Raw genomic sequence first — 14,922 nt, 5'->3', positions numbered from 1 at the left:
TCTCACAAGTAATCCCGTTACTCGTTTACTGAGTAGGTTTTTTATTTTAATGATACAAAAAAAGACTCCCATAAGAGAGTCTTTTATATTTTGGTTCTTATTATGCTTTACGAACGTTAGTAGCTTGGGGTCCACGTTGACCTTGTTCTACTTCAAAAGTTACAGCTTGACCTTCGTCTAAAGATTTGAAACCTTCGCTTTGGATAGCTGAGAAATGTACGAATACATCGTCCCCTGCTTCGCGTTCGATGAATCCGAATCCTTTTTCTGCGTTAAACCATTTCACTTTACCTTGTTCCATTTGTTGTTTCCTCCTCGTGTGCTGTGCACACATTGTGTTACTATCCTTGCTCAGTTCTTCAAGACAGAAAGTTTAGCACTTATTATCCTACCAACTAACAAAAATAATTCTTCTTTACTATAACAGATAATCTATAGAATTGCAAATAGTTCTTTTGAACAAAATCCTATAAGGCACTTTCTGTTTTGTTCTTTACTCGTATTGCCGAGAAATTATGCACACTTGCAAATATTCCCGTAATAAAGATTGTAATCAAAACCGGCAGCAGCCAGCCGAGTCCATTTTTATAAAAAGGCAATACTCGTTCATAAAATGAAACAATAGGTGCAAGCCACCCGAAATATTCCATTCCAATCAGGTCGCAGAAGGTTTTAAATCCATCGATAATACTGATTAGAAAAGTAACAGAAATGGCAGCAACATATACTAATCGCGAATGGTTAAACAGTTTCGACAAAAATGTCAACAACATCAAAGCAACTGCCAAGGGATAAAGGAACATTAAGACAGGAATGGAATAATTAATGATATTTGATAAACCAAAGTTTGCGATTACAAACGAGACAAGCGAAAATATAAGCACCCACATTTTGTAACTAACTTTAGGAACCAGTGTATGGAAGTATTCACCGCAGGCTGTCATCAAACCGATACTCGTTGTAAGACAAGCGAGAAGGATAATCACGGACAGCATAACCGTACCAACAGTTCCAAAATAATAGAAAGATGCCTTCCCTAGGACGGGACCTCCCGTATCAAAAAGTCCGAATGTGCCAGTGCTCGTCGCCCCTAAGTATGCAACGCCAACATAGATGATTCCAAGAAAAATTGTTGCAATCAGCCCAGATTTAGCAGATGCAATAAGGATCCCGCGTGTAGAAGTTATCCCCATCGCACGAATCGAATTGATAACGATAATTCCAAATACAAGCGACGCAAGTGCATCCATCGTGTTATAGCCTTCCATAAAGCCTTTCATGAACGCCCCGTTAGCATAAGCCTCTTGCGGAGCTTCAATCGAACCAAGTGGTTTAACAATTACCATCACTAATAATATAAAAATAAGCACAATGATTGCTGGAGAAAGAATTTTCCCGACACGATCGACAAGCTTGGCCGGGTTTAATGAAAACCACAATGTCACAATAAAAAACAAGGCGGTGAAAACAATTAGGCCAATTTGACCATACCCTTCATTAACAAACGGTGCGATACCAATATCATAGGCCACTGCACCCGTCCTTGGTGCCGCAAAAAATGGCCCAATCGTCAAATAAAGAAGTGCTGTAAAGATAATCCCATAGAGCGGGTGAACCCTGCTAGCCAGCTCCTCTAAGTTTTTGCTGCCCGATAACCCCATCGCCAGGATCCCTAGGAACGGCAACCCTATTCCTGTAATTAAAAAGCCGGTTACTGCCATCCACACGTTGGATCCTGCATTTTGGCCAAGTGCTGCCGGAAAAATTAAATTCCCTGCCCCGAAAAACAAAGCGAACAGCATTACTCCTATAACGAAATACCTTGAAAATGGTAATTTATTCTGCATGTGAGTTACTCCTATCTTGATGTAATTTTTATTATTTAAAATATTATAAAATATATTTGATATATTCTGATAATAATAATACTATCCTATAGAAATAAATTCAACTTATTTTTGTGATTAGTTAGATAATTCCAAAAGGATAAAGAAGCATTTCCGTGCCATCTTATATAGTTTTCTGCAAAACGTCGTGAAAAAAATGTTCTTCATTATTAATCATAATACTTTTTTAGAAAAATAAATTTCACTAAATGCGAGCAACCATTGACCGACTGAGAACATAACCTCGTGGGATTTTTCTCAAAATTAAATGAACTAAAAGACCTTTGTCAGTTTCAACAAAGGTCTTTTGATTTTATTGATTACTATTCAAAAACAAACTTTTGAATCGTCTTTTGCCCATCATCATTTTCCTTATATAAAAATGAAACTTGTTCGCCTTCCTTCAATAATGGTAATTGCTTAATCGCATTCTCCGTTAGCTGGAAGGCTACCTTCTTTCCTTCCATATCGATTTCAATTGTATGAGGATCTATTTGACCAATGAGTACACCGGTTCCTTTGCTATAAGCATTATTAACAATCAAGTCGGTCACTACTTTAGCCTCCTCTTCTTTTGCTGTAAGGAATACCTCTATTTTATAGCGGCCATTGGGAAGATCTGAAATCGTAAAATCTTTTCCGATTTCTTGATTACTATCTAACTCTATTTCCTTCATCACTTGCGTTGACATGACTTCATCGGAATATTGTTTTACTTTTTTCCCTTGTAAATCGTAGACAATATAATCAACCTCTAATCCACTAGAAAATGTTAGTTTTTGTGTTTTGCCTGATAGATTTTTAACCTTGTAATGGATAATCATTGTATTATTCTCGGCTTTTGTTTCAATCGTGGCATGCAAGCTAGCCGCAATCTCGTTCTTAGTTGGAGATTCCTCCTTAGTGCCTTCAGCGGTACCCTTTGGAGCAGCAGCACCCCCACCACAGCCTGATAAAAGGCCAATCACCAATGCTGAACTAATAATAGGTACCCATTTATTGTTTCGCATTTCCATCCGCCCCTTTTCCAAAAGGAAATTAGTTGGTCTTAGCCATATAGTCGCCGAAAAGAGAAACAAAGTTACACCTTTTATATAATTAATTGTTTCCGACCCTTTTCTGCAGAAAAAAGTAGCCATAAATATAGAAACATCCTATATTTATGGCTACTTTACTTAATTCGACTTTAATTCCTCTAATAAAGGAAAAAGTTCTTCCAAATGAGTAATCTCGTAAGAAGGAATAACTTCATTTCTAACTTTGTCATGACGGTTAATCCAAACCGTTTTGATTCCTGCTCGATTCGCGCCGAGAATATCTGTCATCAGATTATCTCCTACCATTAGGACCTCATCCTTCTGCACAGACATAAGGTCAAGGGCATGTTCAAAAATGGTTGGATCAGGCTTCCCTCTGCCAAAATCCCCTGAAATAACAATTTGATTAAAATATGGTACGAGTTCCGGCGTGATGTCTAGTTTTGTTTTTTGAAGATCTGGTGAACCATTGGTTAACAGCAAAAGCCGATAATCTTCTTTTAACCGATCAAGAATTTTAAAGGATTCTTCATAGACAAATGGCAGCTTCCTGCGCTCTTGTGGAAACCGTTCTGCTAGTTCCAATCCAAAATCTGTGTCATCGACACCCATTGCTTTCAATCCAGCCGTCCAGGCATCTTTACGGTAGGCAGGGACCATTTCCTTCATTTTTTTAAAATCATCATGATCATCTAAAAAATTACCCCATAGTCCCTCAAACGGATTAATCCCAATCATTTGCGTAAACGGGTAAAATTCATAGGAAGTATATAGATTTCTAGCAGCTTCTCGAACTGCAACTTCTAGTTGTTCCGCGTCAACTCCGTATCGTTCCTCTGCCACTTTACATGTGGCAACAAAGGCTTCCTTCACACTCTTTTGATCCCAAAGCAGTGTATCATCTAAATCAAAAAAAATCGCTTTAATCATCGTGACCTTCCCCTTGTATAAAAGATATTTTTACTAGTTTACCATTTAAAAAAATGAAAATATATGATTCTGAATTTTTTATAATTTTTTTAGGGAAGGAACCACCAAAAAATGCAGTTTGCACCGCTTCCATTTAGGATGAAATGGTTAATACATTGTTTCTCGATGTAAAATCATGTAGCTCTGGGTCGACGATTACATTATTTCCGACAACCATTAAATGGTCATTGGAATCTTTTGAGACGATAATAACCCCATTCTTAACTACCGTTTGGCTTCCGATGACGGCATTTTCAATCCATGCGTTCTCTCCCACAATGGTATTGGGCAAGATGACTGCGTTCTTAATTCGTGCCCCCTTACCAATCTTCACCCCGTTAAACACGACGGAATTTTCAATCGTACCACATATTTCACATCCTTCACTCAATAAACTATGATGGACCTTTGCAGATTTATCCAGAAATAACGGGGGTGCATTACTTTCGACGGTATGGATTCTCCATTCAGGATTCTTTAAGAAGATGTTACTTTCTTTATCCAAAAGGTCTAAATTGGCATTCCAATAACTATGAACGGTGCCGACATCCTTCCAATAGTTATTGAAATAATAGGCATATAATTCCAATCCTGCCTTTAGCATTGAAGGAATGATATCTTTACCAAAGTCTCGATGTGTCAATTCCTTTTCCTCGTCTTGTAGCAAGTAGTCCTTTAAAACAGACCATTTAAAAATATAAATACCCATTGATGCTACATTCGTGGTTGGATGTTGCGGCTTTTCCTCAAAACCGATAATTTTATAGCTTTCCTCATCCATTTTTATCAGGCCAAAGCGACTGGCATCTTCCCAAGGAACTTCAACGACGGCAATGGTACAGTCTGCATTCGTTTCAATATGTTGCTCAAGCATTAAAGAATAATCCATTTTATAGATTTGATCAGCCGATAGAATGAGAACATGCTCAGGCTTTTGCTGTTCGATAAATTCAATATTTTGAAAGACAGCATGTGAAGTCCCTTCGTACCATTCTACCCCGGAGCTATTTCGCTGAAAGGGCGGCAAAATGGTTAGCCCCCCATATCGATTATATAAGTTCCAATAGCTGCAAGACCCGAGGTGTGAGTGCAATTCATAGGGTCTATATTGCGTTAAAATTCCTACAGTCTCAATTCCGGAATTCTTACAGTTACTTAAGGCAAAATCAATGATCCTGTATTTCCCGCCAAATGGGACTGCGGGTTTAACTATTGATTTTGTAAGCAGATTTAATCTTGTTCCCCTTCCGCCAGCCAATAGCAAAGCAATCCATTTTTGTTTTTTCATTGTTTCCCTCCTCGTAAAATTAGTCATTCGAATGAAATAGTCGTTGACACTTCCTATACTCTTATTATCTCCGATTTCTTCCATTTTTTCGGTGAACCTGTTACATCTTTGTGAAAACAAGTAGGTTTTTAATCGACACAAAAAGTAGGCAAACTCTAGATTTGACAACATTTGTCGCAGCTCCTTTTGAAACATTTTCTCATCAAAAAAACCTGCCATTATTCGACGATGGTACTCGTCGTTAAAATGGCAGGTTTTTAATAGGTTAGAGCTAATTTAATATCCGTTTTTCCCCTTCAATCGCTTTGATTGGATTTATATCTTGAGTAAATTCTAGAGTTCCGATGTACTTCCCGTTCTCATCGCGAACCGCAAAATAGCGAATGTATACGTACTTATCCTTGAACTTTATCCAGAAGTCCTCACTCTCTTTTTTGCCAGCCTTAAAGTCTGCCAGCAATTCCTCTACCACATGAACACTTCTAGGTGGATGACAGTTTTGGACGGTACGGCCAATGATCGCTTTGGTCCGGGCAAAAATCCTATCTTTTCCATGTGAAAAATAGCGAACCACATCATCCTGGTCGATGAAGGTGATATCGACCGGTAAATGGTTTAGTAGCAATTCAAGCTGTTTTAGAGAAAGAATGCCGGTTTCCATCTTTATATAGCCTTCAGAAATGGCCTTTTCTTCTAATGCTTTTCTTTCAGGCTTCCATTCAACGGCAGGTACGATTAAACAAAAGCCAATTTCGTCACTTTCGTGGGCAATTTTGACCCATTCATCTTCGGTTAAATTTTTTAATGCCATTGGGAAGAGAATGTTTTCTTCTTTATAGATCATCCCGGCTACTTCTTGTATGACATAATTAAGCACCCCGACGACCGCCTGTTTGTCGCCCTGATAATGGGTTAGTTTTTGTCTGCCATCCTTAATTGCATCTCGGATAAAATCATCGATGCGCCACATATTTGTTGTTGGCCCGTAAATCCCGTACTTTTCTAAATAGGGAAAAATCAAATTTTCTTTCCGGCTATAGTGCTTGTCAATATCAAGCAAAAGATTGATATCTTCGATTAATTTATAGATATTATCTGTTGAATCTTCCATTACAAACTCCGCTAAATGCACTTGAAGACTGGTTGTTAACAGTTTACCTAGTTCTTGATTTTCGAGCATAAAAGTATGAACAGGATGTCCTGGCTGGTCTTCAGGTCTTCCGTTTTGATGGGTTTCTTCTTTAATTGTTCCTTGAAAAATAACTGAATGCTGCTTGTAGATTCGCTGGAGTTCGTCGGCAGTTATACTTCCCTCTTCTACAAAATCATGCTGCAGCTGCGTAATTTCATCGACAGTTATTTTCCCGATAAACGCGTCAAAATGAGCTTTTACTTCATCCAAGTTTCTTCCATTATGAAGATCAACAAATAGTTGCTTTAATATGCTTAAGCGTTCTGTATTTTCACTAATTAGTTGTTCACGGTTATTAATAAATTCACTCATATCAGGATTCTCCTTCACTGTTGCAAAATACTTTTGATATTTATTCTCATTAATAACTTAACACTTCCAAAAATGTTTGTTTGTGATTAACATCATTAGTAACAAGGTAATTGTGAAAACTTTATGGACGAAGGATTATTCTTTTAAACACAAAATGAACAGGGGGTGAACCTACCCTGTTCTGCACTGACCGACCTATTTATTGTTTTCATCATGAAATTTCTTTTGAATCAATATCAAGCCTTCTTTCTAATTTTCTAAGCAAATATGAAAATAACAGAACGAGAGCTAAGTAGTAGATTCCTACCACCATATAGGTATCTAATTGACGATAATTCGAGGCCGCTTCACTTAAACCAGTTCCCCATAAATCGGCCATCCCCACATACGCTACTAAGGATGAATCCTTTAACCCAATAATAAATTGATTGCCTAGTGGTGGAATAGAAAATTTGAAGGCCTGTGGTAATATTATTCTCCTCATGGCAAGTGGATAGGTCATACCAAGTGACCGCGCTGCCTCCATCTGCCCCTTATCTATGGATTGAATGGAGCCGCGGAAAATTTCAGCGATGTAAGCACCGTTATGAATGGCCAAAGCTAAAGCACCTGCCCAGAATTGCGAAAAGGTAACAACGGAAGCAATTCCAAAATAAAGGATAGCGATTTGCACAATCAAAGGTGTACCACGTATTAATTCAATATATATAGTCGCAAGTTTATATATCCATTTATTTGTAGAAATCCTAAAAAAAGCCACAACGAGTCCGATAAGAGACCCAATAATAAGTGAAGTTATCGTAAGCCTCAAGGTAAGAAGCGCCGCGGAAATAAATATATCGTAGGTGTCCAAGAAGATTTGAACGATGATTAACACCCTCTCTACTATTTAGTCAAAAGGGTGCCTGACACCCTTTTAAAACTCCTAGTCTCCTAAAATACTGCGACCAAACCATTTGTTACTAATTTTCTCGTAAGTTCCGTCCTTAATAATTTCAGCTAGGGCCTTATTTAACTTATCGAGCAATTGTTTATCTTCTTTTCTGACAGCGATCGCCTGGTCATCATGTGAAAGCGGCTCGCCAACATCCTTGATCTTTATTGCCCCGTCCTTAATAATCGGAAGCCCTACCATTTGGTCTGTAATAACAGCATCTAACCTTCCTGTTGGAAGATCCATAAGTGCCGTAATGTCACTATCATATTCAGTCACATTTTCCTTATCCGTGTTTTGCAGTGCCAGTTCCTTGTAGGTGCTAGCCTTGACAACTCCGATCTTCTTCCCTTTCAGGTCCGCAACAGATTTAATCGATTGATTATCTTTTGAAACAAATATCTGCGCACCTGACCGGTAATACGTATCGGTAAAATTCACCGATTTTTTACGTTCATCTGTAACAGTCATACTTGCTAATATGGCATCAAATTTCTTTGCCTGCAATCCTTGAATAAGTGTTTCCCAAGGGTTTGTAACCGCTACGGGCTTCATTCCCATTTTCTTAGCCAGCGCTTCTCCAATTTCCACATCGAAGCCAGCTAGCTTCCCATTGTCTTTATAATTAAACGGCTTATATAACCCACTCATCGCATATTTGAATTCCTTCTTGTCACTTCCATTGCTTTTTTCTGTACTACCACACGCTGTTAAAACGATAGAAACAAAGAACAATGAAACAAACAGTCCTGCAAGCCAACTTTTTTTCATAATAGTAACCCTCCATATTTTTAAAGAATACTGTTTAAAAATTGTTTTGCTTTGTTATTTTGCGGATTGATAAAAAATTCGTTTGGCGGTGCCTCTTCTAAAATCTTTCCATCTCCCATAAAAACCACCCGATCAGCTACTTCCCTAGCAAAGCCCATTTCATGTGTGACCACAACCATCGTCATACCTTCTTGTGCCAACTGCTTCATAACCTGGAGAACTTCTCCGACAAGCTCCGGGTCCAGTGCAGAGGTCGGCTCATCAAACAGCATAATCCGTGGTTCCATCGCAAGCGCACGAGCAATTGCTACGCGCTGTTTTTGACCGCCTGAAAGATTTTTTGGGTAAGCCAATGCCTTATCATTTAATCCAACTTTTTTGAGTAAAACCATGGCTTTTTCCTTGGCCTGAACCTTGTCCATCTTTTTAACGTGTAATGGTGCTTCCATTACATTCTCGAGTACATTCATATGAGGAAAAAGGTTAAACTGTTGAAAAACCATCCCGACTTCTTCACGAACTTTGTTAAGATTGGTAGTCGTTGGAATTACCGTTTTCCCTATTAACCTAATTTCCCCCTGATCGAACATCTCGAGAAAATTAACACAGCGGAGCAACGTACTTTTTCCGGAACCACTTGCACCAATAATGACCACTACCTCTTTTTCAGCAACAGAAAGATCAATGCCATTTAATACAATGTTTGAACCGAATGACTTAACAAGGTTTTTAACCTGAATCATGTCACCCTCCTTTTTGTGGCAAGATTGTTATTTTCAAAAAGTTAAATAAGAACCTGTTGATAGTTAATCCTATTAAATGAGAAATGAATATATTCGTTCATCGAGGTTATTATTGGAAAAAGGTAGAAACCATAGTGTAATGTCTACCTTTTTTTCAAGAAAAAGTAACACTTAATTCTTAATTGCCTTAAACTCTGTCACAATTTTGACAACATCTTTAATTCATGATATATTTATCTCGAATTAAGGATAAATAGTTTTAAGATAATATTTCATAATGAATTAGAAAATACTTATAAAATAAGCCTTTTTAAAAATATAAGTTTTCATTAAAGGCAATTGGAGGATACACAATGAATGGATTAAAAGGTATGCACCACGTAACAGCCATTACGAGCAGTGCAGAAAAAAACTACGAATTTTTCACGGATATATTAGGGATGCGCTTAGTTAAGAAGACCGTTAACCAAGACGATATTCAAACCTATCATTTATTTTTTGCCGATGATGTTGGCAGCGCTGGGACCGATATGACTTTTTTCGATTTTCCCGGCATTCCTAAAGGGGTTCATGGTACCAACGAAATTTCAAAAACTTCCTTCCGTGTCCCAACTGATGCGGCGATCGAATATTGGGTGAAACGCTTTGATCGTTTAGACGTTAAGCATACGGGCATTAAAGTACAATTTGGTAAAAAAACACTTTCCTTTGTTGATTTTGATGACCAGCAATACCAATTGATTTCTGATGAAAATAATCAAGGGGTGGCAGCAGGGACTCCGTGGCAAAAAGGACCGATTCCATTAGACTATGCGATTACTGGCTTAGGACCGATTTTTGTGCGTATCGCTAATTTTGATTACTTTAAAGAAATGATGGAAAAAGTTCTTCTATTTAAAGAAATTGCAAAAGAAGGATCGTTTCATTTGTTTGAGGTGGGTGAAGGCGGTAATGGCGCTCAGGTAGTTGTTGAATATAATGCGGTTCTCCCTCAAGCGCGACAAGGCTTTGGCACGGTCCATCATGCGGCATTCCGTGTCGACGATCGTTCTGTTTTAGAAGAATGGATTGGTCATATGGAAAGCTTCGGATTCCAAACATCCGGCTTCGTCGATCGCTACTTTTTCGGATCACTTTATACAAGAGTAGCACCGCAAATTCTATTTGAGTTTGCTACAGACGGACCCGGATTTATGGGAGATGAGCCTTACGAAACTCTAGGCGAAAAATTATCTTTACCACCATTCTTAGAACCAAAACGGGAACAAATCGAGAAATTAGTTCGTCCGATTGATACCATCAGAAGTACAAAAGAATTTATCAAAGAATAAGCATTGACTTAAAGATATTTTGCAAAAAGAGCGTAGCCATTCGGCCACGCTCTTTGTTGATTTCAACAAGAAAATTTTCTATTTCCTTTAAGTTATTTATTTAATTCATTCCATTGTTTTTCAAAATTGATGAATGGATCAGTTTCTTTCTTTATAATCACTTTCTTGTTACGATTCCAGTTTTTATAGACAAGATAGATCACGTAAGCAGCTCCAACACCGATGATTGCTGGAATATTGTGAAGTGATGCCAAGAGGACAATCACCCCAATAATCCCTATACCAATCTTCCAACCGGTAGATTCTGCTTTTAAAAACTGTTTATAGATGAAATATAGAAGCACTAGACTAACAAGCAGCGCGACCATTGGACCGATTGTAATGAGTAGGATGATGGCTGCAATTCCTCCAGCTACTAGTAAACCGAGTTTTTTCATTGTGTTTTCCTCCTTCGTTTATCTTGATATCATTTTACCTTTTTTCTTGAAATAACATAATTGCGCTTAAGCTTGATTCTTAACTCAGTCCTAAGACGTAGAAAGGTCAGTCCCCCACTACCCTAGTAGTGGGGGACTGACCCGGAATTCTGGAAATTATCATGTTAATCGGCATATATAAAAAGCTTATGACCATCCGAAACCCAATTATCCTCTTTAAGATAAACACCTCCAACCCAGCTCCTTCAAATCGTAACAAATCGTAACATTTGCCTTAGATTCTCAAGTAAAGATATTGTCCAACCCTTCGCTGGTCTAGGGTTTAGCCTTCTTACGAACACCTATGTCTTTCGGTCTCTTTCCTGAGCACACCATAGGGCAGGAGTTACCCGAGCTACCTTTATCCTCTTACGGCAATCCTTCCTTAGGAATTTTCACATTCAAATGAATGTCCGTACTAAAATAAAGGCTTGAAGTGACAGTAATCTAACCTTGTATCCAAGCATAATAAATAAAGTCATCGATATACCAATGTAAATACTTATCATGGTTTTGATACGCCTGATTTTTTACGGTAGAGAACCATGCTTGCACTTTCTTCCAATGTTTAAATAAATCACTTATCTGATGTCCCTTTTTTGCTTCCTCAGCAAAAAGGACTGACATCAACTGGTGTGGAATTTTTTCTTTAAAGCCCATGGAACGCCGGGCTAAGACGAGGGCAGCACTTTGATGAATGGAAAGTCCATACGATTTTTGGTATTTCACTCTTCCAATTAATGAAGTATAGTAAGCGGGAACGTGCACAAGAAATACTTCTTCTTTTATACCTTTTGAAATAAGAGTTGTAATAATCTTTCGATAAACAAAGTTACTGCTCCTACGGTTGAATGTTGTATTTTTGCTTAAGTCATTTTTGAAGTGTAAATCTTCGATGGCCAGAGTTTCGATTCCATTCGACTTAACCCACTTAATTGCTGAAGTAACCGCATTTCCTAAAATCCAATCGCGCTTAGTAGCAGGAACACTATTGACATCATTCATCCAAAATACTTTACTTTTACGGAAATTTCCGTTGGGATGGACGATGGTGACGGCTAAATTGTCTGGGTTGATATCAATACCTGCACAGCCATTTGAGAAGTTATAAGAGGTATTTAACTTTTGAATGAAGGTTAGATGAACATAATATTTTCCGTCTTCTCGTAAGATTCGAACACTATAGGCTTTTCCACTTGAAAGGTTGGTATGAATCGACATGATGTATTTTTCGGGGAATTGAACGATAAAACATAAACGGTCATTTCTTTTGGAGGATAAAGGATTTAACACGTCCATCTCTACGGAACGGTCTTGTAAATAGCTTAATTTAATATTTTCATTTCCGCCTTTGGAGACCTCACCGCGTGAAAAAAGGGCGTTGGTTCGTGAATCCATCCACTCTTGCTTCGTAATTTTATGTTTATTTAAAAGGGCTAGCCTTTTCTTCGTTCCATCAACCACTTTAGGAACACTGCCGTTTTCAATGTGGTATTGATAGTAGTTCATTTTCTTGGATAACTTCTTAATCCGGGACTGCTTATTCAAAATAAGATCTTCTTTATTTGACAGGGTGGATTTTTGAAGTTTTTCTATTTTCTTTTCGATTTTTTTTATCGAGGTTTTATATTGCTCAATATACAAAGGCAACAGTTCCTTTTGGGAAGAAATTGAACTTTCTGCTTCAAGAAAAGCATCCCTCATATAGCGAGAGTTATTCAAAAAGAGTGGTTTTGCTTTAGCTACTGCTTGCTTTCGGTTCAGTCCATCAAAGATGCGCTCACGCAAAAAACGTTTCGCAGATTGAAACTTACGCATGATTTCGTCCAGGATCATCGACTCATTCATACATGGATTTAGAATAATGCCCGTATAAGTTATCGCCTGTTCATTCTCTTTCTTTGACATCTTGGCCCTCTCTTTCTAGCTCTGAAAGCGTCCTTTTATTTTTTTTGAACCTCTTTTTCCATATAATCTAGCAGAAAAAGATGGCCTCCACTTGCTTTATAAACCTTAATATCGCCTTGTTCTTTCCAGCGCAATATGGTTGTGCGAGTAAAATTTTAAAAAATCTCGTGCCTGTTTCTGTGATAAAAAAATAGACATAGGAGATCACCTCTATGTCTATCATACTATTTATCAAGATTATTTCCATAATATTTATTGTAAAATTTATTATATTTTGGAATGTTTTTCCAATAACTATTAGTACCATCAATCACGTTCCATACGATCAAACCATCCCTTTTGTTTACCTAAGATTGCTAAACCATAGGATGTTAACTTAAGCTTGGATATGGGGGTAGGATTAAGGTAGTTAGGTAGTGGATAATCACTTTCCAACAATGGATACGCTCCATTCATCATCTCATTTAGCATGGCAGCAAAATAAAGATCACTTATTCCATCGTTAGTTCTATGGTAAGTAATAAAATGAAACAAATCCCCAAATGAGCATGTATTTTTATCAAGATAGTTTACTACTAAAGTTTCTACTTCATTTAGCCCCGTATGTATAGAAGGAAAGTAGCTTAAGTGAGATTGTAATGCTTTTTTTAAAAAAGGTAATTTTTCTTGCGATGAAGCCATCCATTTTTCAATCTCCGTGGGATTCTCGGATGTATATGCTCTCCAGCCTGTAATAGCTTCTTTTATTTGCTCATCTGTTATTGATTGTTTCTTATTATCATAAAGTTCTTCTAATTGTTGAATAGATAATTGCCCAAGTCCATAAAACGGTTCTATTCCTTGATACTCATTAATTGTCACCATGGATAGGTTCTTAAACTCTTTTTTTGATAAAACATTTAGCAAATACATTAACATCGTTTGATCATATCGATCGTGCTCAAACCAGAGTACAAGCTCTGTCACTCTTGGGGTTTCATCAAGATATCGAATTTGGTCTTCACAATTCTTAATAAATAAACTAGAAGGAATTGCTAATTTTTTTTCAAAAAAGTCGGCTCGACGTTTAATCCAATTGTCCTCTGAAATATCTTCAGATAGCGGACCAAAATCATACATTTCGCGCCAAACAAGAACAGCTCCTGGAAGATTTCTAATCTTGCTGCCCACCACATCTCCATTTGCAATGTGAATCATGAAAAAACCTCATTTCTAGTCACTTTGTTGGTGCCTGACACCATAATATCCGCTCCCCGGGAATTTGCTTGCTGTTACACCTATTACTAGCACTTTTATCGTCTTTTATCCAGTATAAAACCAATTTTATCACGGAAGAGCACGGGAATTTAAGTATCCTATATCTCAATTAATACAACCTACTTAACTCGATTTCGCCTTTTCATAAAAATAAATTGCTTTACATATTTATATTTTTTTCATATTTGCATAGAATAATATGTTGCTAGGTTAGGTGTAAGCATAATAAGTTATACAAATGCATATCGTTTTAAGACGGGAAAGGAGACGATTGAATATGTATAGTACCGGAGTAAACAAAAAAATCGAAAGTATTGCCCATCCCAAGGTCCAAAACATTGTAAGGTTATGTGTGGAACAAGGATGCGTGTTCAAACCCCATCCAAGTAACCCTAAATTAGTGAATTTATTTGATCCTGTATTACGGAAAAATATCATTGGTGACATTAACCTTTTAAGCGAAAGAGGATATTTCACCCTGGAAGTCGAAAATGGACGCTTCAAAACGTTTAGAAATGAAATTTTGGGATTGGATATAGATCGATCAGATTTTGAAGATAAGGTATTAAGAAGACTGAAGCGGTAGTTTTTGATGTTTTGGGAGTGGAATAGGGCGATGATTCTTTGAAATCATTGCCTTTTTTTGTGACCAGTGCAAGCTTTTTTCCTCTCCCATGGGCACAATTAAAAACCACAGTGAATTACATACAAAATCTGCGTATACAAAAAGGACAACCTTTTTCAGATTGTCCTTTTCTTGCCTGGCAACGTCCTACTCTCACAGGGACGCGTGTCCCAACTACCATTGGCGCTGAGAA

Annotated in this window: 15 protein-coding genes; 3 read left to right on the top strand and 12 right to left on the bottom strand. The window is 37.6% G+C overall.

Annotation, left to right across the window (positions count from 1 at the left end):
- Positions 1-100 precede the first annotated feature (100 nt).
- The 9 genes from BDR01S_RS22715 to BDR01S_RS22675 form a co-directional block, all read right to left on the bottom strand.
- Positions 101-301: a cold-shock protein gene (locus BDR01S_RS22715; RefSeq protein WP_007083691.1), complete on the bottom strand. Its 201-nt coding sequence runs from the start codon at positions 299-301 to the stop codon at positions 101-103.
- 166 nt (positions 302-467) lie between these two features.
- A complete protein-coding gene (gene brnQ, locus BDR01S_RS22710; protein WP_066256175.1) occupies positions 468-1,847 on the bottom strand; it encodes a branched-chain amino acid transport system II carrier protein in 1,380 nt (459 codons plus the stop codon).
- Between the two features lie 362 nt (positions 1,848-2,209).
- Entirely contained in the window at positions 2,210-2,896 is a 687-nt protein-coding gene (locus BDR01S_RS22705; protein WP_066256177.1) for a LytA/YqiH family protein, read from the bottom strand.
- Between the two features lie 165 nt (positions 2,897-3,061).
- Positions 3,062-3,853, bottom strand: coding sequence for an HAD family hydrolase (locus tag BDR01S_RS22700; protein ID WP_066256179.1), 792 nt, complete (start codon positions 3,851-3,853; stop codon positions 3,062-3,064).
- A gap of 133 nt (positions 3,854-3,986) precedes the next feature.
- Positions 3,987-5,180 (bottom strand): glucose-1-phosphate adenylyltransferase, encoded by a 1,194-nt coding sequence (locus BDR01S_RS22695; protein ID WP_066256184.1) that lies wholly within the window; start codon positions 5,178-5,180, stop codon positions 3,987-3,989.
- A gap of 271 nt (positions 5,181-5,451) precedes the next feature.
- Positions 5,452-6,684: a DUF438 domain-containing protein gene (locus tag BDR01S_RS22690; protein WP_066256187.1), complete on the bottom strand. Its 1,233-nt coding sequence runs from the start codon at positions 6,682-6,684 to the stop codon at positions 5,452-5,454.
- Between the two features lie 211 nt (positions 6,685-6,895).
- A complete protein-coding gene (locus BDR01S_RS22685) occupies positions 6,896-7,552 on the bottom strand; it encodes an amino acid ABC transporter permease (protein WP_066260145.1) in 657 nt (218 codons plus the stop codon).
- Positions 7,553-7,609: 57 nt separating this feature from the next.
- Positions 7,610-8,389, bottom strand: coding sequence for an ABC transporter substrate-binding protein (locus BDR01S_RS22680; protein WP_066256189.1), 780 nt, complete (start codon positions 8,387-8,389; stop codon positions 7,610-7,612).
- A gap of 20 nt (positions 8,390-8,409) precedes the next feature.
- Positions 8,410-9,132: an amino acid ABC transporter ATP-binding protein gene (locus BDR01S_RS22675; RefSeq protein WP_066256192.1), complete on the bottom strand. Its 723-nt coding sequence runs from the start codon at positions 9,130-9,132 to the stop codon at positions 8,410-8,412.
- A 353-nt stretch (positions 9,133-9,485) separates the two neighbouring features.
- Between BDR01S_RS22675 and BDR01S_RS22670 the strand changes: the two genes are divergently transcribed.
- Positions 9,486-10,463 carry a ring-cleaving dioxygenase gene (locus tag BDR01S_RS22670; RefSeq protein WP_066256195.1) on the top strand — a complete coding sequence of 326 codons (978 nt, stop codon included), beginning with the start codon at positions 9,486-9,488 and terminating at the stop codon, positions 10,461-10,463.
- 92 nt (positions 10,464-10,555) lie between these two features.
- On the opposite strand, the gene BDR01S_RS22665 is transcribed toward BDR01S_RS22670, so the two are convergent.
- The 3 genes from BDR01S_RS22665 to BDR01S_RS22650 all read right to left on the bottom strand — a co-directional run bounded on the left by BDR01S_RS22665 (position 10,556) and on the right by BDR01S_RS22650 (position 14,044).
- Positions 10,556-10,900: a lmo0954 family membrane protein gene (locus BDR01S_RS22665; RefSeq protein WP_066256199.1), complete on the bottom strand. Its 345-nt coding sequence runs from the start codon at positions 10,898-10,900 to the stop codon at positions 10,556-10,558.
- 486 nt (positions 10,901-11,386) lie between these two features.
- The gene (locus BDR01S_RS22660) at positions 11,387-12,847 is read right to left on the bottom strand and encodes an SSO2105 N-terminal domain-containing protein (protein WP_066256204.1); all 1,461 of its coding nucleotides are present in this window, start codon (positions 12,845-12,847) and stop codon (positions 11,387-11,389) included.
- A gap of 306 nt (positions 12,848-13,153) precedes the next feature.
- Positions 13,154-14,044 (bottom strand): DUF1835 domain-containing protein, encoded by an 891-nt coding sequence (locus tag BDR01S_RS22650; protein WP_066256210.1) that lies wholly within the window; start codon positions 14,042-14,044, stop codon positions 13,154-13,156.
- 337 nt (positions 14,045-14,381) lie between these two features.
- Here BDR01S_RS22650 and BDR01S_RS22645 point away from each other — a divergent pair, with 337 nt between their 5' ends.
- Both BDR01S_RS22645 and BDR01S_RS26115 read left to right on the top strand, forming a co-directional pair.
- Entirely contained in the window at positions 14,382-14,690 is a 309-nt protein-coding gene (locus tag BDR01S_RS22645) for a hypothetical protein (RefSeq protein ID WP_066256214.1), read from the top strand.
- A 38-nt stretch (positions 14,691-14,728) separates the two neighbouring features.
- The coding region (locus BDR01S_RS26115) for a hypothetical protein (RefSeq protein WP_218007892.1) at positions 14,729-14,922 on the top strand (194 nt) is incomplete at its 3' end.

The organism is Neobacillus drentensis NBRC 102427 (genome assembly GCF_001591445.1).
GTDB lineage: Bacteria > Bacillota > Bacilli > Bacillales > Cytobacillaceae > Neobacillus > Neobacillus drentensis.
This window is presented reverse-complemented; position numbering and strand designations above follow the sequence as displayed.

Coding starts and splice junctions, on each gene's coding strand:
- BDR01S_RS22715 (WP_007083691.1), bottom strand. CDS start 301: ATGGAACAAGGTAAAGTGAAATGGTTTAACGCAGAAAAAGGATTCGGA.
- brnQ (WP_066256175.1), bottom strand. CDS start 1,847: ATGCAGAATAAATTACCATTTTCAAGGTATTTCGTTATAGGAGTAATG.
- BDR01S_RS22705 (WP_066256177.1), bottom strand. CDS start 2,896: ATGCGAAACAATAAATGGGTACCTATTATTAGTTCAGCATTGGTGATT.
- BDR01S_RS22700 (WP_066256179.1), bottom strand. CDS start 3,853: ATGATTAAAGCGATTTTTTTTGATTTAGATGATACACTGCTTTGGGAT.
- BDR01S_RS22695 (WP_066256184.1), bottom strand. CDS start 5,180: ATGAAAAAACAAAAATGGATTGCTTTGCTATTGGCTGGCGGAAGGGGA.
- BDR01S_RS22690 (WP_066256187.1), bottom strand. CDS start 6,684: ATGAGTGAATTTATTAATAACCGTGAACAACTAATTAGTGAAAATACA.
- BDR01S_RS22680 (WP_066256189.1), bottom strand. CDS start 8,389: ATGAAAAAAAGTTGGCTTGCAGGACTGTTTGTTTCATTGTTCTTTGTT.
- BDR01S_RS22675 (WP_066256192.1), bottom strand. CDS start 9,132: ATGATTCAGGTTAAAAACCTTGTTAAGTCATTCGGTTCAAACATTGTA.
- BDR01S_RS22670 (WP_066256195.1), top strand. CDS start 9,486: ATGAATGGATTAAAAGGTATGCACCACGTAACAGCCATTACGAGCAGT.
- BDR01S_RS22665 (WP_066256199.1), bottom strand. CDS start 10,900: ATGAAAAAACTCGGTTTACTAGTAGCTGGAGGAATTGCAGCCATCATC.
- BDR01S_RS22660 (WP_066256204.1), bottom strand. CDS start 12,847: ATGTCAAAGAAAGAGAATGAACAGGCGATAACTTATACGGGCATTATT.
- BDR01S_RS22650 (WP_066256210.1), bottom strand. CDS start 14,044: ATGATTCACATTGCAAATGGAGATGTGGTGGGCAGCAAGATTAGAAAT.
- BDR01S_RS22645 (WP_066256214.1), top strand. CDS start 14,382: ATGTATAGTACCGGAGTAAACAAAAAAATCGAAAGTATTGCCCATCCC.